The sequence below is a fragment of the Gordonia sp. PvP123 genome (assembly GCF_040547295.1).
GTDB classification, from domain to species: Bacteria; Actinomycetota; Actinomycetes; order Mycobacteriales; family Mycobacteriaceae; genus Gordonia; species Gordonia terrae.
On the sequence record NZ_JBEPPN010000003.1, the window covers coordinates 13,007 to 31,613 of the forward strand.

An 18,607-nucleotide genomic window follows, 5' to 3' on the forward strand; every position below is an offset into this window, starting at 1 on the left:
ATCAGGTCCGCGCCGGTTCCGCGTCCCGGGAGATGGCGACGACCTCGATCGCGCCGTCGTCGTAGGCGTCGTAGGCCGGCGAGCCGTTGCCCTTGGGCCCCTGCACGTCCGAATGCGCACCGCAGCCGTACTCGGCCGAGACCACGCGTCCGTCGGCGGCGAATTCGTTGGTGCACGCACCGAACCCGGCCCGCAGCGCACCGGCGAGGGGAACATAGAAGCCGCACGTGCAGCAGGAGAACGGCGCGGCCTGGGCCATCTCCGAGCCGGGCCCGAAGTCGCCGTCATACCAGCGCTGCGCGGCGTCGGCGCGTCCCTCCGGGCTCAGCAGCCGCTTGCGGCCGAGTCCCAGCTCGCCCGCGACCTGACCGATGTCGTCGGGTTCGACGGACTCGGAATCGAAGCGGAACTCGTCGCCGGTGTCGATCTGATTCGGCACCAGCCGCGGATCATCGGGTTCGGCGGCGAGCAGATCACCCGGGGCCAGGTCTCCGGAGGCGACCCGCTCCGCCCACGGCACCCACGGCGGCGCGAGCAACGAACCGTCACCGGGAAGCAACACGACCTCGCTGAGCGTGATCTCGTCACTGCCCGGGGAGCCCGCCAGCACGACGCACCACTGCCAGCCCCGGTAACCCGCGAGCTCGGCGTCGAAGTAGTGCGCGGCGGCCCAGTCGCCCTCGGCCACACTGCGCCGATGCGCGCCCGGCCGCTGACCTTCGTCGAGCAGCGCGGCACGCGCGATGTCGACGGCCGCCAGGAGCCGTTCGCCGTCACCGTGTCGTTCGCCGTCACCAACCAGAGTCACCGCTCCAGTGTGCAATATCGCCGACGTGTGCCACACAACCGACCCGCTTCAAGCGACCTCGGCCGGAGATGAGGAACAATCGTCAGCGTGATCCCACGGAGTTCCCGACACGACGAGGGGCGCGGGGCCCCCAGGGGTCCCGCGAACCAGCATCCCCAGCAGCCACCACCCGACGGTCGCGCACGCCGCGCCGCGCAGCACCCCGGTTCGACCAACTATCCGGCCGACGAGACACGACAGATGCGCACCCGTCGACCGGCACCGGGATGGGGAGAGTCACCGGCCGGCCCGGGCCCCGGCCGCAATGCCTACCTCCCCCCGCCCACGCACAATCCGCATCTCCCGCCGCTCGACGACCGCGGCCGGCCGCCCTCGGAGGACCAGACCCGGGCGATGCCGACCGAGCACGGGCCCCAGAACGGTGGCGGCCGGACGCCGAAGAAGCTGACGGTGATGCGGGTCGCGGCGATGCGGAGCCGCGAGTTGACCGGCAAGGGAATCGGCAAGATCCATCAGGCGGCCACCGCCGACGGCGCCGACCAGTCGGGCCTCACCGCGCTGACGCTGCCGGTGATCGCCAACTTCGCCGCCGACGCCGCGATGGCCGTCGCGCTCGCCAACACGCTGTTCTTCGCCGCGGCAACCGGCGAGTCGAAGACCAACGTGGCCCTGTACCTGGCGCTGACGATCGCACCCTTCGCGCTGATCGCGCCACTGATCGGACCTCTCCTCGACCGGCTGCAGCGTGGTCGCCGGATCGCCATGGCCACGACCTTCGGCCTGCGTGTCGTCCTGGCCCTGCTGATCATGGCCAACGTCCAGTGGAACGACGTGACGCAGCAGCTGGAGTACGACCCGTGGGTCCTCTATCCCTGCGCCCTGGGCCTGCTGGTGCTGTCGAAATCCTTCGGCGTCCTCAAGTCGGCGGTCACGCCGCGCGTGGTGCCGCCGACCATCGATCTGCCGCGGGTGAACTCCCGGCTGACCACCTTCGGTCTGATCGGCGGCACGATCGTGGGCGGCGCGGTCGCCGCCGCCATCGAGTTCCTGCTCGGCCAGGCGCTCCCGCTGCATCTGCCGGGCGCCATGGTGTGGCTGGCCGTGGTCGCCGGCGCCGGCGCCTATCTGTGCATGCGCATCCCCTCGTGGGTGGAGTCCACCGAAGGTGAGATCCCGACGACCCTCACCTACCACGGTGAACCCGCCCGGTCCGCCCCCGGCGACTCCGATCAGCCGACGAGCGCCCGGGACGGCGCCAAGATGCTCGCCGCCAAGATGCGCCAGCCACTCGGCCGCAAGGTCGTCGCAGGGTTGTGGGGCAACGGCACGATCCGCATCCTGACGGGCTTCCTGACGCTCTTCGTGGCGTTCTACGCCAAGGCCCAGCAGGGCGACGCCTCCGACTGGACCCAGCTGCTGCTGCTCGGTGCCGTCGGTGCCGCCGCCGGTGTCGGCAACCTGATCGGCAACGGCGTCGGCACCCGCCTCGAACTGAAGAACCCGCCGAGCATCGTCGTCGGCGCGACAGCGGCCTGCTTCGTCGTCGCGGTACTGGCGGCCATCTTCGGCAACATCGCCGCAGCCGCAGTCGCGGCCCTGGTCGCCTCCGGCACCAGCGCGATCGGCAAGGTGTGCCTCGACTCTTCCATCCAGGACGATCTCCCCGACGAGTCCCGCGCCTCGGCGTTCGGCCGGTCGGAGACGGTGCTGCAGCTGTCGTGGGTCTTCGGCGCCTCGCTCGGGGTCCTGTTGCCGCCGACCCTGTGGATCGGGTTCACCGTCGTGTCCGTGCTGCTCGGACTCGGGCTGCTGCAGACCGTGATGACCACCCGCGGCAGGTCACTGGTCCCCGGCCTGGGCGGTCGTCGCCCCGACCACGCCGCGCCGACCGTCGCCTTCCGTGCCGCCGGTGCCCGATCGGACATCCGGACCGGACCGGCCGACGCCGACACCCGGCCGCACAGCCAACGGCCGTCGACGGCTCGCATGCCCACCCGGACACCGTCGACCGCCCCCTTCGAGAACCGGGGTGAGCGCCCGTACAGCCCCGGCGACCACCCGCCGCACGACCAGACAGGACAGCGACGTCAGTGATCAGCAGTGGTGAGAAGAAGGCTCTGTCGATCATCGCGATCGTCGTCGTGCTGTTCGTGGCGGTGGTGGGGACGTCGGTGTTCCTGCTGACCCGCAACGCGAGCTCCGACGACCAGCCCTACCTGCACGTCGCGGTCGGCGACGAGTTGCACACGGTCGATCCGCGCTGGTGGTGCGACCTGATGCTGACCGCCTGTGATCCGGAGATCACCGCGCCGCGCGAGACCGCGACGGTCCCGGTGCCGGTCGGGTCGACGGTCATGCTGACCGTCTCGAGCGAGATCGCGCAGGGCCCGTGGAATCTCGCGGCCGTCTACCAGACGCCGCGCGGGCTCGTCGAAGACGAGCAGCCGCAGGGGTCGGACAGCACCTACACGCTGACATTGCGGTCGGTGCCGGACCGGGTGCTGATCGGATTCACCGTCATCTCCGCGTCCGCGCGACTCTCCCCCGCCGACGAGGTCCTGCCCCGCGGCGAACTCGCGGTGCAGACCGCGCCGGACGCCTAGGTCGTCAGGAGTCGAGCTCCCGCGCGACGGCCCGCACGACCTCGGAGATCCGCTGCGCGGTCTTGCGGTCGGGGTACCGGCCCTTGCGCAGGTCCGGCTGGACCTTGCCCTCCAGAAGGGTGATGAGGTCGGCGACCATGCCGTGCAGCTCGTCGGGTGTGTGCCGCTTGACGTCCTTGCGGGCGGCTTCACGCACGTTCTTGGAGACGCTGGGTGCGGGCTCGAGGACCTTCACGCTCAATGCCTGCGGTCCGCGACGACCGGCGGCCATGCCGAACTCGACGCGCTGCCCCGGCTTGAGCGCCTCGACCCCGTCGGGCAACGCTGCCGAACGCACGTAGACGTCCTCACCGCTCTCCTGGGAGAGAAAGCCGAAGCCCTTGTCCGCGTCGTACCACTTCACCTTGCCGGTCGGCACTGTGCTCACCCTCATCTGTTCTCGAACTGTCGAAAAACGACCTGTCACGACAAAAGACGCCGTCACCCATCTCGGCGGTCCGGACGGCGGATGCCGTGCGGGCCCAGACGGATGCAAGGCGCCTGCATCGACCATCGTAGCCAACGCCCCACCCCGGGGTCACACCATTACCCGGCGGGCGCGTATCGCGCGGCGTCGAAGCGCTCAGCGTTGCACTACCGTGGCAGGTATGCAGAAGACGTCGTCCCCGCGATTGCTGCAGGCGGCCGGGGTTGTGTTCGGAATCGGAATTCTGGCGATCGTGGCGTTGTTCCTCACACCGTTGGTCACCGACGGCGACACCGCACCGACCGCCGTCTACCTGCTGACCATGTGCGCACCGCTGGGTTTCGTCCTGGGCCTGGTGTACGCACTCCGTGCCGGACGCCGAGCCAGGTGAGGACCGTGACCACAACCATCGACACCACCCCCGACCTCTCCCCCGTCTCCGACGGGCGGGCACTGCGGGATGCCTACAGCTGCTTCCCGTCCGGCGTCGTGGCGGTGTGTTGCGAACAGCGCGACGGGGATTCGACCACCCTGATCGGAATGGCGGCGAGTTCGTTCACCACCGTCTCGCTCGACCCGCCACTCGTCTCGGTCTGCGTGCAGAACACCTCGACGACCTGGCCGCGGATCCGCTCCGCACCGGCCATCGGGGTCAGCGTGTTCGCCGGCGACCAGATCGAGCTGTGCAAGCAGCTCGCGGGATCGTCGGAGCACCGCTTCGACGGCATCACGCCGCTGAGCACCGACCGCGGTGCGGTGTTCGTGCCCGACGCCGCCGCGCACCTGTCGTGCACGATCCACAACGAGATCCAGGCCGGCGACCACACCGTCGTGCTGCTGGAGATCGAGTCCCTGCGCGCCGATCCCGATGTCGAACCCCTTGTCTTCCACGCCAGCACCTTCCGCGCCCTCGAGGCACGTAAGGACCCCACCCGGAAGTGAGTCTCCCCGCAGCATGACGGCAACCACATGAGCACGGTCGGCCTCGGCCTGCCACTGCCCCGCTCTCCGCGGGAGGCAGCGGCATCCGACGTGCCGTCCGAGGGTCCGCTGCGCGACACATTCGGCCGGGTGGCGAAGGATCTCCGGGTCTCGGTCACCGACCGCTGCAATCTGCGCTGCTCGTACTGCATGCCGGCCGAGGGACTCGACTGGATGCCCACCGACCAGGTGCTGTCCACCGACGAACTGATCCGGGTCCTGACGGTCGCGGTCCGCGACCTCGGCATCGAACGCATCCGGTTCACCGGCGGTGAACCACTGCTGCGCCGCGACCTCGAGGACATCATCGCGGCCGTGGCCGGCCTGCCGCAGGCCCCCGAGATCGCGATGACCACGAATGGCCTGGGACTGCCCCGGCGGGTCGACGGCCTGGTCGACGCCGGGCTCGACCGCATCAACGTCTCGCTGGACACCGTCGACCCGGCCCGCTTCGCGGAGATCACACGCCGGGACCGTCTAACCGACGTGCTCGACGGCCTGGCCGCGGCACGGCGCGCGGGACTCGATCCGGTCAAGGTCAACGCCGTGGTGCCCGACCGCGCGGACCTCGCGGGAGTGCCCGACCTGCTGGCCTACTGCCTCGAACACGGTTACGAGCTGCGGATCATCGAGCAGATGCCGCTCGACGCCGACCACGCGTGGCAGCGGGCGCAGATGGTCACGGCCCGAGAGATCCTGACGACGCTGCGCGAGCGTTTCACGCTGCTTCCCGACCCCGCGCCACGCGGGAGCGCTCCGGCCGCCACCTGGCTCGTGGACGGCCACGACGGGCCACACGGGCCCGCCCGTGTCGGAGTCATCGCCTCGGTCACCCAGCCGTTCTGCGGCGACTGCGACCGCACCCGCCTCACCGCCGACGGCTCGCTGCGCAACTGCCTCTTCGCGACGACGGAGACCGACATCCGGACCGCACTGCGCACTCTCCCCGACGACGAGATCGACGCGGCCCTGGCGCAGCTCTGGCGCGCGAGCATGTGGGCGAAGGCCCCCGGCCACGAGGTGAACGTGGCCGGCTTCCGGCAACCGGATCGACCGATGTCGGCGATCGGCGGCTAGGCTCGCGTCCGATGCAGCTCACAGTGCGATTCTTCGCGGCCGCGCGCGCCGCGGCCGGCGCCGAGGAGACGGTGGTCGATGTCGACCCGTCGACCACCCTCCGCGCCCTGGAGGAGACCCTCGCGGCCGGAAACCCCTCCCTCGCCACGGTTCTCGAACGCTGCTCGTATCTACGCGACGAGGTCGCGTTCTCCGATCGGACGCGTGCGCTCGGCACGTGCACGACACTCGACGTCCTCCCCCCGTTTGCCGGTGGCTGACGCCACAGCCCCCTTGTGACCTTAGTCACATCACGGCCCGGTAACAGGATGGGCACGGGACGGCCACTAACCCGTTGAACTGGGATGACGGCCGAAGTGGGTCGGAAGACCCGGATCCGGGCCGAAAATCGCTTGCGTTCAAGCAGGTGATTCAGTCCAACGAACGACGTACTGTACGAAGCGTCCTCCTCGGAGGTCACGACACAGCAACCAAGACATAACGTCCCACCGGCCGCGCCGAGCCTCGTTCCGCCGGTGGGAACGACAAGCAATCTAGGAACGAGGACGGGGGACCCAACCTCATCCCCTGAGACCGGGCACCACACCAGGTGTCCTCGGGGTTAAGTCCCGGAAGTCGCGGCAACCGCCACGACAACCGGGGCCGAGCACCTCTCGCTCGAACCCGACAGCTGACTTCGTAGGCGCGTGGAGAGAGGAAATACACACATGTCCGGACGTCATCGCAAGCAGACGACCAGCACGGCCGCCAAGACCATCACCAAGGTCGCCCTCACCGGCGCAGTCCTCGGCGGCGGAGCAGCCCTCCTGGGCACCGGTACCGCCAATGCGGCCACCGACGCCGAGTGGAACCAGGTCGCGCAGTGCGAGTCCGGTGGCAACTGGGCCATCGCGACCGGCAACGGCTATCACGGCGGCCTGCAGTTCTCCCCGAGCACCTGGTCCGGCCACGGTGGCGGCGAGTTCGCCCCGACCGCCGATCAGGCCTCGCGCGAAGAGCAGATCGTCGTCGCCGAGCGCGTTCTCGGATCGCAGGGCAAGGGCGCATGGCCCACCTGCGGCACCGGCCTCTCGGGCTCGACCCCGCGCAGCGCGCCGACCGACACCCCGCGTGAGATCGCTCCGGTTCTCCCCGGCGGCAACGGCAGCGTCGACCTGGCCAAGACCACCGACGACGTCGCCAAGCAGGTCACCGACGCCCTCACCGAGGCCGGCGTCAGCCCCGAGATCAAGAACCTCTGGCAGGCGGCCAAGGACAGCGGAGTCTCGCTGAACCAGGACCAGATCAAGATGTTCAACGACAACAAGCACCTGCTGCCCAACCCCTGATCCCTGCTCCACGCCCGATCTGGGACCCAGACGAAGGGCCCCGCACGATGAACCATCCGTGCGGGGCCCTTTTCCAATGGTGGAGCGAACTTCTAGGCCGAATTGACCCATTCGTCGGTGCCGTCGTCGAAGAACTGATGTTTCCAGACCGGTAGCCGGGCCTTGACCTCGTCGACGAGGCGCGAGCAGGTCTCGAACGCGGCTCGGCGATGGTCGGCAGCCACCGCCACCACGAACGCGATGTCGCCGATCGCGAGGTCGCCGATCCGATGGGACACGGCGACCGCGCGCACGCCGTCGACCGCGGAGACCTGTTCGACGACCTCGGCCAGGACCGTCGCGGCCGTGGGATGTCCCGAATAGTGCAGGGCGGTCACGGTTCGTCCGCCGTCGTGGTCGCGGACGGCGCCGACGAATCCGACCACCGCCCCGGCCTTGCCGTCGGCGGCGTCGGCAACCATCGCCTCGTGCTCGGCCAGCGTGATCGCCTCGTCCACGACCCCGGTGTGCACCACCCGGGTGGCGGGATCTCCGGTCATCGGTGGTCGCCTCCGCGGATCTGATCGAGTGCGTGGTGGACGACGCCGGCGAGCACGCCCAGTCCGTCACGGACCCCGCCCGTCGAGCCGGGCAGGTTCACGACGAGCGTCGTCCCGGACACTCCGGCCAGCCCGCGTGAGAGGACGGCGGTCGGCACCTTCGGCAGGCCCGCCGAGCGGATCGCGTCGGCCAGACCCGGGATCTCGACGTCGAGCAGCGGACGGGTCTGTTCGGGTGTCCGGTCGGTGGGGGTCAAGCCCGTTCCGCCCGTGGTGATCACGAGATCGACCTCGGCGTAGACCGCGGCGCGGATGGCGTCGCCGACCGGCGGGCCGTCGGCCACGACGTCGCACTCGTCGACCGAAAACCCCTGCTCGGCAAGCCAGGCCTCGATGATCGGACCGGAACGGTCGGCGTAGACGCCGGTGCTGGCGCGGTTCGATGCGACGACGACGCGCGCGACGCGAGGGCGCTTCGGGTCAGTCATCGGCGGGGTCAGCCGGATCGCGATACCAGTCCCCCGACTTGCCCCCGGTCTTGGCGAGCAGGCGGATCCCGTCCATCTGCGCCCGCCGGTCCACGGCCTTGACCATGTCGTGCAAGGTCAGTCCGGTGACGGCGACCGCGGTCAAGGCCTCCATCTCGACGCCCGTCTGGCCGGAGGTGGCCACGGTGGCGGTCACCTCGATCGTCTCAGTACCGATCGCGAAGTCGACCTCGACCGACGTCAGCGCCAGCTGATGGCACAGCGGGATCAGCTCGTCGGTCCGTTTTGCCGCCATGATCCCGGCGATGCGAGCCGTGGCGAGCACATCCCCCTTGGGCAGCCTCGACTCACTGAGGAGGCCGATCACCTCGGCGGTGGTCCGGAACGTACCGGCGGCGACGGCGCGACGCCTCGTCGACGCCTTGGCACCGACGTCGACCATGCGGGCCGACCCGGAGGCGTCGAGGTGGCTCAGTCGTGAGCCGCCGGCCTCTGCGAGCCCGCGCGAGTCCGACCCACCTTCGTCAGTTCCGGTGGGCGGCATCGGTGTCAGCGGTTGACGACGGTCTTCGACTGCACGAACGGCAGGTCGTCGACCGGAAGGGGGAACTCGGTGTCGCCGAACGGCGACAGCGCACCGGGGATGTGCGTCGCGAGTTCGGAGACGGCGTGCTCGGCCGCGTCGCCGTTGTCGTCCTGCGGCCAGCCGTTGTCGACATACTGCTTCTTGCCCTTGGCAGATTCGACGACCTTGCCGGTGCCGGCACCCGCTTCGCCGGGGGTGGATGTGTCAGCGCCAGTTTTGTTTGCCACGTCGAGCATTGTGCCATGACGTTCGGATGAACAAGTGCCGTGTCCGGGCAGGACGGCCTCGGGAGGGGCTATCGTCGTCGCAACACAGGTCACGCCACCAGGAGGCGCTCATGGCCGCCCAGCCAGTCCAGGTCGCCGGCTACCCGGTGATCACCCGGTTGGGCAGCGGCGGGATGGGCACCGTGTACCTGGTCGAGAATCCGCAACTGCGTCGTCGTGAGGCGCTGAAGGTGATCTCGATCGCCGAGACCGTCGACGAGGAGTTCGCGCGGCGATTCAGCCGTGAGGCGCAGACCGCGGCGGCCCTGGACCACCCCGCGATCGTGACGATCTACCACTACGGCGTCACCGACGGCGACCCCTGGTTCACGATGACCTACCTCGACGGCCGGGACCTCCGCCGCGCCTCGCTACGCCCGGACGAGGTGGTGGCCGTGGTCCACCGGGTGGCCGATGCGCTCGACTACGCGCACGAACACGGCGTGATCCACCGCGACATCAAGCCCGGCAACATCATGGTCACGCGCCGCGCGATGGACGACGCCCTCGACCGCGTGGTCGTCCTCGACTTCGGGATCGCGAAGCTGACCACCGCCACCACGCTGACCGCGCCGTCGTCGTTCGTGGGAACTCTCGTGTACGCCGCGCCGGAGATCCTCGACGGCAAACCGGCGGGCCCCGCGTCGGACCAATACGCCCTGGCGTGCACGGCCTACGAACTCCTCTCCGGCGCAACGCCGTTCGACGCCGATACGCAGACCCGGCACATCGTCGCGAAGCTCACGACGCGCCCGGCGCCGATCAGCAGCCACCGGCCGGAGCTCGGCGCTCTCGACCCCGTCTTCGACCGTGCGCTCGCTCGCGGCCCCCTGGACCGATACCCCACCTGCCGCGCATTCGCCGCAGAGCTACACGCCGCGCTCCAACGGGCCGGAACCGACGACCGGTCACGCACGCTCGTCAGACCTGCGACGCAGGTCATCACACCGCGACCACAGACGACGCCGCCTCCGACGGTCTCGTCCCCGACGCCGCCGCCGGCATCGTCTCCGCCGCCGCACCGCCGCCGGTGGCCGCTCGCGTTGGCCGCGGTCGTCGCGGTCGCTCTCCTCGCGACGGCGGTCGCGATCGGGGTCGTCACCCTCGGCGGCGACGACGGGACCACCTCCGACGCCGCGTCGTCACCCCTGGCGGCCACGGACGCCCAGGCGCAGCTGAGCGCCGGCCTCGGGGCCACCTGTTCGATCCGGGACGGGACCGCCTACTGCTGGGGCGACAACACCGCAGGCCAACTCGGCGACGGCACCACCGAAGCCCGCCAGACACCCACCCGGGTGGCCGATCTCAACGATGTCACCGCGATCAGCACCGGTGGCCCCAACAGTTGCGCGATCGCCGGGGGACTCGCCTACTGCTGGGGCAACAACGACTACGGGCAGGTCGGCGACGGCACGACCGACGCACGCCTGACGCCGACCCGGGTCGCCGGTCTCGCCGACGTCACCGCCATCTCGACCGCCAACTGGGCCACCTGCGCGATCTCGGCAGGCGCGGCCTACTGCTGGGGCACCAACGACTTCGACCAGCTCGGTGACGGCTCCACCGCGAACCAGTACCGGCCCGTTCGCGTCGCCGGGCTCGACGACGTGACCGCGATCAGCGTCGGGGTGAACTTCACCTGCGCCGTCGCGGCCGGCGACGCCTACTGCTGGGGACTCAACGACAACGGTCAGGTCGGCGACGGCACGACCACGAACCGGGCCCGCCCGACCCGCGTCGGCGATCTGGACGGCGCGACCACGGTCTCCGCCGGTGCCGCCACCGCCTGCGCGATCGCCGGGGCGAGCGCGTATTGCTGGGGCAACAACGACTTCGGGCAGCTCGGCGACGGCACCACCTACGGCCGCCGGACGGCGACGCCCGTGACCGGCCTCGACGGGGTCGACGCCGTCAGCACCGGAACGGCGAACACCACCTGCGCGGTGGCGGGTGGCGTCGCGTACTGCTGGGGAGCCAACGCCTGGGGGTCGGTCGGCGACGGCACCCTGACCGACCGCCCCGCGCCCACCCGGGTGCCCCAATTGTCCGATGTGAGTGCGATTTCGACCGGCGAGCGAACCTCGTGCGCGTACGCGGCGTCGTACCTCTGGTGCTGGGGCTTCAACGCCACCGGGCAGCTCGGCGTCGGCGGTACCGACGACCGTCCCACCCCTACCCAGGTCACGTTCTAGCGACGCGTTCCGTCATCCGGTTGAAGGGTGCCCCGGACCCCTTCGGCTTCGGTATCGTCCCTGCATACGTCTGCGAGAGCGGCCATTTGGGCGCCGTTCATTCGCCAAGCTCAGGAAGAGGTGACGCCGTGCCGTTGAGTCCCGGCACCCACATCGCCGGCTATCGGGTGGTCTCCCAGCTCGGTGCGGGCGGTATGGGCGAGGTGTACCTCGTCGAGAACCTGCAGCTGGAGCGGCGCGAGGCCCTGAAGGTGATCTCGACGGCGGTCAGCGCCCAGCCCGGGTTCAACCAGCGCTTCACCAACGAGGCACGCACCACCGCGAAGCTCGACCACCGCAGCATCATCACCATCCACCAGTACGGCATCGAGGACGGGTCCCCGTGGTTCTCGATGAGCTACGTCGACGGCAAGGACCTCACCGACGAACGCCTGACGCCCGCCGAGGTGTCGACGGTCGTCTCGCAGGTGGCCGACGCTCTCGACTACGCGCACCGCCATCATGTGGTGCACCGGGACATCAAGCCGGCCAACATCCTCGTCACCCGCGATCCGGCGACGAATGCCGTCGAGCGCGCCCTCGTACTCGACTTCGGCATCGCCAAACTCGCCGGCTCGGCGAATCTGACCGGTACCCACTCCTTCATCGGCACGGTCGCCTTCTCGGCCCCGGAGACACTCGAGGGAGCCGACGCCACCGCGCGATCGGATCAGTACTCGTTGGCCTGCACGGCCTACGCACTGCTCGCGGGGCAGCCTCCGTTCGTCGGTCAGTCCGAGCCGTCGGTGATGCTGGGACACATCCAGCGTCCGGTCCCCCACATCGGCCGGCTGCGCGGAGACCTCGCCCACCTCGACCCGGTGTTCCAGCGCGCGTTGTCGAAGAACCCCGCGGCCCGGTACCCCGATTGCCGCAGTTTCGCGGCGGCATTGCAGGCGGCTCTCGATTCGCCTGCCGCACAGGGCAACACGATGGTCGCCGGCTCGGTGCCCCCGCCCACTCTCGTCGGTGGCGGCACGGGTGGCGCGCCGGCCCCGCACCCCTCGGGACCTCAGCAGCAGTTCGGCCCACCCCACGGCCAGTACACGCCTCCTCCTCAGGCGACGATGACCGGGCCGTCCGGCCCGCAACCGCTGATGAACAAACCGTCGGGGCCGCAGCCCATGTACTCGTCGGCACCGCACCTCTCTGGCCCGCACGCCCAGCCGGTCCACCCCCAGCCCGGTTACCCCGGCATGCCCCCGGTCCCGCCGAAGAAGAAGAAGCGGACCGGGCTGATCGTCGCCGGCGTGCTCGGCGCCGTGCTGCTGCTCGTGGTCGCGGCCGTCGTCGGGCTGGCCGTCATCGGCAGCACCGTCGACGACCCCGAGAAGGCCGCCGTCGCCCAGCCGGTGGTGAGCACCAACTTCGGCAGCAGCTGCGCCGTGGTCAACGGCAGCGTGCACTGCTGGGGCGACAACGACACCGGGCAGCTCGGCGACGGCACGACGACCCCGCACACCCGCCCGGTCGCGGTGACCGGGGTCTCGAACGCCACCGCGGTCACCACGGGCGGCTACCTCACCGGCGAGAACGCCTACGTCTCGACGGCATGCGCCATCGCCGCGGGCGACGCATTCTGTTGGGGCAACAACCATTACGGCGAGGTCGGCAACGGCGCCAGCGGATCGACGGTGGATGCCGCGACCAAGGTCGGCACCATCTCCGACGTCAAGGCGATCTCCACCGGGTGGGGCACCACGTGCGCCGTCGCCGGCACCGACGCCTACTGCTGGGGCAACAACGAATACGGCCAGCTCGGCAACGGCGGCGGCACCGACCCGGTGTCGGCCCCGGTCAAGGTGCCCGGACTCGGCGTCGTCACCGACATCGCGACCGCCTACGGCACCACCTGCGCGGTGTCGGACGGCTCGGCGTTCTGCTGGGGAGCCAACGACAACGGGCAGATCGGTGACGGCACCACGACCGCGCGATCGGCACCGGTCAAGGTCGGCTCGCTGACCGACGTCACCGACATCGCCATCGGCGGTTATCACGAGGCGGCCGATGACGACGACCCGAACACCAACACCAGCACCTACTTCCAGACGACCTGCGCGGTCGCCGGCGGTGACGCGTGGTGCTGGGGTTCCAACGCCTACGGTCAGATCGGTGACGGCACCAGCGAGACGCGACAGACACCGGTCCAGGTCGGCAATCTGGGCGGGGTCTCGGCCATCTCCACCGACTGGGGCACCACCTGTGCGGTCTCCGACGACCGGGCCTTCTGCTGGGGCGACGACGACCGCAGCCAGCTCGGTTCCACCGGCGGCTCGGTGAAGATCCCCCGCGAGGTCTCGACCCTGACCGACGTCACGTCGATCTCGACCGGCAACGGGACGTCCTGCGCGATGTCGGCGGCGTCGGTGTACTGCTGGGGCTTCAACAACGACGGTCAGATCGGTGACGGTTCGAGCGGCGACGGCGCGAACCGCACGACGCCGACGAAGCTCACCATCTGACTACGGCTCGCGCGACCCGATCAACGCCTCGGAGACGGTTCCGGCCGCGGTCCGCAGGGCGCCGACCGCGCGAGCGCGCAGGTCGTCGTCGAACCGGGCGACCGGCCCGGAGATGCCGACCGCCATGGGCGTGGGGGCGCCGGGCACCGCGACGGCCATCCCGCAGACCCCGACCTCGTGTTCCTGTTCGTCCGTGGCGACGCCCTGGGCGCGGACCTGCTCGACGGCGGCGAACACACCGGACAACGACGTGACACTCCACTCGGTGGCCGCGGTCAGCCCGGCCTGCGTGACGTGTTTGAGGATGCGCGCGTCGTCGAGCTCGGCGAGCACGGCCTTGCCGACTGCGGTGTTGTGCATCGTCACCCGGCGGCCGACCTCGTTGTTGGTGCGCATGCTGTGCGGGGACGGCACCTGAGCCACGTAGATGACCATGTCGCCGTCGAGGACGGCGAGACTCGCGGTCTCGCTGAGCTCGGTGACCAACGACGCGAGGACGGGTGCGGCCACTGCGCCGAGCTGCCGGTTGGCCACCTCACCGAGACGGATCAGCCGGGGGCCAAGGGCGTACGACCGGTTCGGCAGCTGACGGACGTATCCGATGCCCACCAGCGTCCGCAGGAGCCGGTGAATGGTCGGCGGCGGCAACGGCGATTCCGCCGACAGATGACTCAGCGAACACTCGCCACCGGCGCGTCCGATGAGTTCGAGCAATTCGAAGGCCCGCTCGACGGACTGCACACCGCCCGAGTTCCCTGGCATCGCCACCTCCATATTTCGGCCTCACGCTACGTTCCATCATGTGAAACCACAATCAGGGTGTAAACTCCGCCTTGCGGAATAGTTTTTCCACAATCCAGCGGATGGAGGGAACGCGTCGTGAGCGTGCAACCCGGTCGCCTCGGTGCGGCCTTCCTCGCCGGCGTCGACGCCGCCCTGGCACCGGCGGACGCCATCCTGTCCGATCGGTATCCGGGTGACGACGGCAGTCGGCAACCGGTTCACACGGTGTACGTCCCCGCCGACCGGTACACCGCGGACCTCTCCCAGAGATGGGGCCGTGCGGCGCTCGACACGGCCGCCTCGCACGGCGGGCTCGCCGCGATCGCGCGGGCGACCGTCGCCCACACCGACTCGACAGCCTCCGCGCTCGCGGATCTGGTGGAGGGCAAGCTGCGCTCCGAGCCCATCGAGGACCTGCGTATCGACTTCGAGGACGGCTATGGCGTCCGGCCCGACGACGCGGAGGATGCGGCGGTCGCCGCTGCCGTCGCCGCGGTCCGTCAGGCCGGTGACGCCTCGCCACCGTTCCTCGGCATCCGGTTCAAGTGCTTCGAGGCCGACGTCCGCGCGCGCGGCCTGCGCACCCTCGACCTGTTCGTCACCGGCCTGGCGGAGACCGGCGACCTCCCGGCGGGGCTGACGCTCACGCTGCCGAAGGTCACCTCGACCGATCAGGTCGCCGCGATGGTCACCGTCGCCCGCGAACTCGAGCGGGTCCACGGACTTCCGCAGGGACGCATCGGTTTCGAGATCCAGGTGGAAACGCCGCAGTCGGTGATGAGCGCCGACGGCACCGCGGCCGTGGCGCCGATGATCCAGGCCGGCGAGGGCCGGGTGACCGCACTGCACTACGGCACCTACGACTACTCGGCCTCCCTGGGCATCGCGGCGGCCTATCAGTCGATGGAGCATCCGGTGGCCGACCACGCGAAGGCCGTGATGCAACTCGCGGCGGCGGGTACCGGCGTGCGGCTGTCGGACGGATCGACGAACATCCTCCCGGTCGGGGACGCCGAAGCCGTCGAGGCCGGTTGGGCCCTGCACGCGCGACTGGTCCGCCGCCACCTCGAACGCGGTTTCTACCAGGGGTGGGATCTGCATCCCGCTCAACTGGTCACCCGATTCCTGGCCACATACGCCTTCTATCGCGACGGATTCGATTCCGCCGCAGTGCGTCTGCGGAACTATGCGCATCGCATCGAGTCGTCGGTCCTCGACGAGCCGGCTACGGCCCGCGCCCTGGCCGGCTTCATCCGGCGCGGCGAGGTGTGCGGAGCGCTCACCGTCGACGAGGTCGAGACCGCGACCGACCTGCCCATCGCGGAGGTGCGCGAACTCGCACTCCCCCACTCACAGAGGACGGCCCGATGAACGCGACACCGTACTACACCCCCGCCGGCGGACTCCCGCCGCAGACCGACCTGCTGAGCGACCGCGCGGTCGTCACCGAGGCGTACACGGTGATCCCGCGGGGAGTCCTGCGCGACATCGTCACCTCCGTCTTCCCCGAGTGGACCGACACCCGCGCCTGGGTGCTCAACCGCCCCGTACCCGGTGGCGCGCAGACCTTCGCGCAGACCATCGTCGAGGTCGCCCCGGGCGGCGGATCGGATGCGCCCGAACCACAGTCGGAGGTCGAGGGTTTCGTCTTCGTCACCGCCGGTGCGCTGACCGTGACCGTGGACGGCGAGGAACACACGCTGACCGACGGCGGGTTCGGCTATCTTCCCGCGGGGACACCGTGGTCGGCGCACAACCGGGGCGACGTCCCGGCGTCGTTCCACTGGATCCGCAAGCGCTACGAGCCGATCGCCGGCCATGAGCCTGCCCCGAAGTTCGGCAACGAGCGCGACATCGAGCCCACCGCGATGCCCGACACCGACGGTGCCTGGCGGACAACGAGAATGCTCGACCCGCAGGACCTCGCCTACGACATGCACGTCAACATCGTGACCTTCGAGCCGGGCGCCTCGATCCCCTTCGCCGAGACCCACGTGATGGAGCACGGCCTGTACGTCCTCGAGGGCAAGGCCGTCTATCGCCTCAACGAGGACTGGGTGGAGGTGCAGGAGGGCGACTACATGTCCCTGCGCGCCTTCTGCCCGCAGGCCTGCTACGCGGGCGGACCGTCGAACTTCCGCTACCTGCTGTACAAGGACGTCAACCGGCAGATCGTGCTCTGAGCCCGGCGGTCCTCAGATCTCCGACACGGCGATGGCGTGCGCGGGGCATGCGTGCGCGGCGTTGCGGACGACATCGACGGCTTCGGCGGTGTCGATGGAGTCCGTCGTGGTCTGCGCGTGCCCCTCGGTGAACTCGAAATGAGCCGGGGCCACTGCGACGCAGAGACCCGCGCCGATACACCGCAGAGACACTTCCGCTTGCCACTGTCGACGACTCACGACCATCTCCCTCGCCCTGGTCGAGGTATCAGCCGGCCGCGGGTGCCGGCCAGTGCACGCCCACGCTCTTCATGCCCTGCATGACGTCCATGTCAGGGTGTTCCCTGAGGACGTCCTTGAACGACGGGCTGCCGACCACCACGGACTTGAACGAGCGCAGGAAGGCATCGACCTCCTCTGCTTCCCGTTGCGGGATACCGAATTCGGCGTAGGCGGGGGTGACGATGTCGTCGAAGAGAGCGTCCCAATACTCTTCGGTGATGCCCATCCCCCGGTGCGCGGTGGCCATATCGGGTCCGTGGTAGGTGTGCGGACCACCCCAGTGCATACCCAGGAATTCGACGAATCCGCTGATCTCCTCCTGGACTTCGGCCTCGGTCTTGTGATTCCAGATGTGGCCGATCGTCGGGTTCAACATCGCCCGCACCACCAGGGTCCGGGCCAAGAACTTCACCGATTCGAGTCCGCCCAGGCGGTCATAGAGGCTTGCTTGCTCTGTCATGTCGGTTTTCCTTACGCGTCGACGGCTGCCGCGACGACCGCGTCGCGCATCATTCCGGTCGCCGGATGGCAGTTGATGTACTCGAAGAGTTGGCTGGCGCCGTCGGCCACCGACACCTCGTGGTACAGCCGCAGCTTGTCCAGGTCGGTCGCCACTTTGAAGAAGGTGGTGAAGATCCGGAGATGGGTGGGGTGCGATTCTGCCCAGCGTTCGAGCTTCTCCAGTGACCGCCAGTGCCCGATGTTGTAGGTCTCGTCGACGGGATTGCCGTCCAGATCGATGTTCTGGACGAGACGGTTGCTGTAACAGCCGACGTCGGCACCGTTGTCGCGAAGGAAGTCCATACCCGCCTGCAGGGTCGGTTGGATCTCGTCGAGGTAGAGATCTCGCTCGGCCTGTCCGGCCTCGCGCCAGTCCTGGCCGGAACGGATCAGGGCAATGTTGTCATGCCCTGCGACGACGACGCGGCCGCCATGCGCGGGATCTCCGTAGACCACGCGCAGCGACTCGTCGCGTCGCGGTTGCATCCAATCGTTCTGCGACAACGGGATTCGTTCGCGCATCGACCCCCAGTAACCGTGCTCGTTGATGTCGCCGCTGATCCCGTTCATCAGAGCGCCCACGCCGGGCAGTTGTTCCTGAAAGGCGTACAGGGTCTCGAACTGGTCGACTCGCGGCGACACGATCTCTCGGAGGTACCCGAGGGGTCCGGTCTCGCGGTCGGTGGACGACCACCAGGAGTCGATGTCGGGGCTGCTCATCCACCTGCCGAAGGCACTGGGATCGCTCCAGTAGCCGACGATCATGAAGTTGTCGTAACCCTGGTTGTCGGTGTGGTGCGTGATGTCGTGGTGGGCGGGTCCGTCGGCGTGCTGGAGGCTCGCCGCGATCTGCCGGACCGCCGCGAGTGCCTCGGTCCGGTGTTCGGCACCGGATGACTGCACACCCAGGTACGCCATGGTGACCTGTTGTATCCGGTGGTCGGCGCGGCCCACCCACATGGGGAAGGGCGGTTCGTAGTCGTCGGGTACTCGCCGCGAGATACTGCGCGGACAAGTGAGGTGGGTGTCGATCGCGGATTCCAT

The 18,607-nt window shown here is 69.4% G+C and carries 21 protein-coding genes and 1 riboswitch; of the genes, 11 read left to right on the top strand and 10 right to left on the bottom strand.

Translation table 11 applies throughout. From position 1 onward, the window contains the following. Window position 1: 1 nt before the first annotated feature. Window positions 2-808: a DUF3027 domain-containing protein gene (locus ABIC25_RS05550; protein WP_004020194.1), complete on the bottom strand. Its 807-nt coding sequence runs from the start codon at window positions 806-808 to the stop codon at window positions 2-4. A gap of 87 nt (window positions 809-895) precedes the next feature. On the opposite strand from ABIC25_RS05550, the gene ABIC25_RS05555 reads away from it, so the two are divergent. Both ABIC25_RS05555 and ABIC25_RS05560 read left to right on the top strand, forming a co-directional pair. Next, on the top strand, window positions 896-2,902 hold the full coding sequence (locus ABIC25_RS05555) for an MFS transporter (RefSeq protein ID WP_435529047.1): 2,007 nt from the start codon (window positions 896-898) through the stop codon (window positions 2,900-2,902). Beyond that, window positions 2,899-3,411 (top strand): DUF2771 family protein, encoded by a 513-nt coding sequence (locus tag ABIC25_RS05560; RefSeq protein ID WP_354560352.1) that lies wholly within the window; start codon window positions 2,899-2,901, stop codon window positions 3,409-3,411. Before ABIC25_RS05555 ends, ABIC25_RS05560 begins: the two co-directional genes overlap by 4 nt. A gap of 4 nt (window positions 3,412-3,415) precedes the next feature. Here the strand turns inward: ABIC25_RS05560 and ABIC25_RS05565 are convergent, their stop codons facing one another. Then, a complete protein-coding gene (locus ABIC25_RS05565) occupies window positions 3,416-3,829 on the bottom strand; it encodes a cold-shock protein (RefSeq protein ID WP_004020198.1) in 414 nt (137 codons plus the stop codon). Between the two features lie 229 nt (window positions 3,830-4,058). On the opposite strand from ABIC25_RS05565, the gene ABIC25_RS05570 reads away from it, so the two are divergent. The 5 genes from ABIC25_RS05570 (at window position 4,059) to ABIC25_RS05590 (ending at window position 7,263) form a co-directional block, all read left to right on the top strand. Next, window positions 4,059-4,268 (top strand): hypothetical protein, encoded by a 210-nt coding sequence (locus tag ABIC25_RS05570; protein WP_004020199.1) that lies wholly within the window; start codon window positions 4,059-4,061, stop codon window positions 4,266-4,268. A gap of 5 nt (window positions 4,269-4,273) precedes the next feature. Next, complete coding sequence (locus ABIC25_RS05575) at window positions 4,274-4,819, top strand: flavin reductase family protein (RefSeq protein WP_064571317.1); 546 nt, start codon at window positions 4,274-4,276, stop codon at window positions 4,817-4,819. 27 nt (window positions 4,820-4,846) lie between these two features. After that, complete coding sequence (gene moaA, locus ABIC25_RS05580; protein WP_064571283.1) at window positions 4,847-5,935, top strand: GTP 3',8-cyclase MoaA; 1,089 nt, start codon at window positions 4,847-4,849, stop codon at window positions 5,933-5,935. An 11-nt stretch (window positions 5,936-5,946) separates the two neighbouring features. Continuing rightward, a complete protein-coding gene (locus ABIC25_RS05585) occupies window positions 5,947-6,195 on the top strand; it encodes a MoaD/ThiS family protein (protein ID WP_101820288.1) in 249 nt (82 codons plus the stop codon). 257 nt (window positions 6,196-6,452) lie between these two features. Next, window positions 6,453-6,636: riboswitch (cyclic di-AMP (ydaO/yuaA leader) on the top strand. A 6-nt stretch (window positions 6,637-6,642) separates the two neighbouring features. After that, window positions 6,643-7,263, top strand: coding sequence for a transglycosylase family protein (locus ABIC25_RS05590; protein ID WP_004020203.1), 621 nt, complete (start codon window positions 6,643-6,645; stop codon window positions 7,261-7,263). Between the two features lie 92 nt (window positions 7,264-7,355). Here ABIC25_RS05590 and ABIC25_RS05595 read toward each other — a convergent pair whose 3' ends face one another. Genes ABIC25_RS05595 through ABIC25_RS05610 form a run of 4 tightly spaced genes read right to left on the bottom strand, consistent with a single transcriptional unit; the run spans window position 7,356 to window position 9,112 of the window. Continuing rightward, complete coding sequence (locus tag ABIC25_RS05595) at window positions 7,356-7,802, bottom strand: molybdenum cofactor biosynthesis protein MoaE (RefSeq protein WP_354560353.1); 447 nt, start codon at window positions 7,800-7,802, stop codon at window positions 7,356-7,358. Then, window positions 7,799-8,290 carry a MogA/MoaB family molybdenum cofactor biosynthesis protein gene (locus tag ABIC25_RS05600; protein WP_239402832.1) on the bottom strand — a complete coding sequence of 164 codons (492 nt, stop codon included), beginning with the start codon at window positions 8,288-8,290 and terminating at the stop codon, window positions 7,799-7,801. Before ABIC25_RS05600 ends, ABIC25_RS05595 begins: the two co-directional genes overlap by 4 nt. Further along, window positions 8,283-8,834 (bottom strand): cyclic pyranopterin monophosphate synthase MoaC, encoded by a 552-nt coding sequence (moaC, locus tag ABIC25_RS05605; protein WP_354560356.1) that lies wholly within the window; start codon window positions 8,832-8,834, stop codon window positions 8,283-8,285. The genes ABIC25_RS05600 and moaC overlap by 8 nt, the downstream gene beginning before the upstream one ends. A 5-nt stretch (window positions 8,835-8,839) precedes the next feature. Continuing rightward, window positions 8,840-9,112, bottom strand: coding sequence for a hypothetical protein (locus ABIC25_RS05610; RefSeq protein ID WP_101820284.1), 273 nt, complete (start codon window positions 9,110-9,112; stop codon window positions 8,840-8,842). 101 nt (window positions 9,113-9,213) lie between these two features. Between ABIC25_RS05610 and ABIC25_RS05615 the strand changes: the two genes are divergently transcribed. Together ABIC25_RS05615 and ABIC25_RS05620 are read left to right on the top strand one after the other, a co-directional pair. Next, window positions 9,214-11,334: an RCC1 domain-containing protein gene (locus ABIC25_RS05615; protein ID WP_354560357.1), complete on the top strand. Its 2,121-nt coding sequence runs from the start codon at window positions 9,214-9,216 to the stop codon at window positions 11,332-11,334. 128 nt (window positions 11,335-11,462) lie between these two features. Then, the gene (locus tag ABIC25_RS05620; protein ID WP_239402829.1) at window positions 11,463-13,835 is read left to right on the top strand and encodes a protein kinase domain-containing protein; all 2,373 of its coding nucleotides are present in this window, start codon (window positions 11,463-11,465) and stop codon (window positions 13,833-13,835) included. Here the strand turns inward: ABIC25_RS05620 and ABIC25_RS05625 are convergent, their stop codons facing one another. Beyond that, on the bottom strand, window positions 13,836-14,597 hold the full coding sequence (locus ABIC25_RS05625) for an IclR family transcriptional regulator (protein WP_239402828.1): 762 nt from the start codon (window positions 14,595-14,597) through the stop codon (window positions 13,836-13,838). Between the two features lie 117 nt (window positions 14,598-14,714). Between ABIC25_RS05625 and ABIC25_RS05630 the strand changes: the two genes are divergently transcribed. After that, window positions 14,715-15,989, top strand: coding sequence for a DUF6986 family protein (locus ABIC25_RS05630; RefSeq protein ID WP_354560359.1), 1,275 nt, complete (start codon window positions 14,715-14,717; stop codon window positions 15,987-15,989). Beyond that, a complete protein-coding gene (locus tag ABIC25_RS05635; protein WP_064571290.1) occupies window positions 15,986-16,801 on the top strand; it encodes a bifunctional allantoicase/(S)-ureidoglycine aminohydrolase in 816 nt (271 codons plus the stop codon). The genes ABIC25_RS05630 and ABIC25_RS05635 overlap by 4 nt, the downstream gene beginning before the upstream one ends. 12 nt (window positions 16,802-16,813) lie before the next feature. Here ABIC25_RS05635 and ABIC25_RS05640 read toward each other — a convergent pair whose 3' ends face one another. From ABIC25_RS05640 to oxdA, 3 genes are read right to left on the bottom strand one after another with little or no spacing between them, the layout of a single operon-like run. After that, window positions 16,814-17,020, bottom strand: coding sequence for a ferredoxin (locus ABIC25_RS05640; RefSeq protein ID WP_354560362.1), 207 nt, complete (start codon window positions 17,018-17,020; stop codon window positions 16,814-16,816). 28 nt (window positions 17,021-17,048) lie between these two features. Next, window positions 17,049-17,522 (bottom strand): group I truncated hemoglobin, encoded by a 474-nt coding sequence (locus ABIC25_RS05645; protein ID WP_086535395.1) that lies wholly within the window; start codon window positions 17,520-17,522, stop codon window positions 17,049-17,051. Window positions 17,523-17,533: 11 nt separating this feature from the next. Continuing rightward, window positions 17,534-18,607 (bottom strand): aliphatic aldoxime dehydratase, encoded by a 1,074-nt coding sequence (oxdA, locus tag ABIC25_RS05650; protein ID WP_354560363.1) that lies wholly within the window; start codon window positions 18,605-18,607, stop codon window positions 17,534-17,536.

What these genes read in the sequence shown, in the direction of transcription:
- ABIC25_RS05570 (WP_004020199.1), top strand. Translation starts at nt 4,059, where the DNA reads ATGCAGAAGACGTCGTCCCCGCGATTGCTGCAGGCGGCCGGGGTTGTG.
- moaA (WP_064571283.1), top strand. Translation starts at nt 4,847, where the DNA reads ATGAGCACGGTCGGCCTCGGCCTGCCACTGCCCCGCTCTCCGCGGGAG.
- ABIC25_RS05585 (WP_101820288.1), top strand. Translation starts at nt 5,947, where the DNA reads ATGCAGCTCACAGTGCGATTCTTCGCGGCCGCGCGCGCCGCGGCCGGC.
- ABIC25_RS05590 (WP_004020203.1), top strand. Translation starts at nt 6,643, where the DNA reads ATGTCCGGACGTCATCGCAAGCAGACGACCAGCACGGCCGCCAAGACC.
- ABIC25_RS05595 (WP_354560353.1), bottom strand. Translation starts at nt 7,802, where the DNA reads ATGACCGGAGATCCCGCCACCCGGGTGGTGCACACCGGGGTCGTGGAC.
- ABIC25_RS05600 (WP_239402832.1), bottom strand. Translation starts at nt 8,290, where the DNA reads ATGACTGACCCGAAGCGCCCTCGCGTCGCGCGCGTCGTCGTCGCATCG.
- moaC (WP_354560356.1), bottom strand. Translation starts at nt 8,834, where the DNA reads ATGCCGCCCACCGGAACTGACGAAGGTGGGTCGGACTCGCGCGGGCTC.
- ABIC25_RS05610 (WP_101820284.1), bottom strand. Translation starts at nt 9,112, where the DNA reads ATGCTCGACGTGGCAAACAAAACTGGCGCTGACACATCCACCCCCGGC.
- ABIC25_RS05615 (WP_354560357.1), top strand. Translation starts at nt 9,214, where the DNA reads ATGGCCGCCCAGCCAGTCCAGGTCGCCGGCTACCCGGTGATCACCCGG.
- ABIC25_RS05625 (WP_239402828.1), bottom strand. Translation starts at nt 14,597, where the DNA reads ATGCCAGGGAACTCGGGCGGTGTGCAGTCCGTCGAGCGGGCCTTCGAA.
- ABIC25_RS05635 (WP_064571290.1), top strand. Translation starts at nt 15,986, where the DNA reads ATGAACGCGACACCGTACTACACCCCCGCCGGCGGACTCCCGCCGCAG.
- ABIC25_RS05645 (WP_086535395.1), bottom strand. Translation starts at nt 17,522, where the DNA reads ATGACAGAGCAAGCAAGCCTCTATGACCGCCTGGGCGGACTCGAATCG.
- oxdA (WP_354560363.1), bottom strand. Translation starts at nt 18,607, where the DNA reads ATGGAATCCGCGATCGACACCCACCTCACTTGTCCGCGCAGTATCTCG.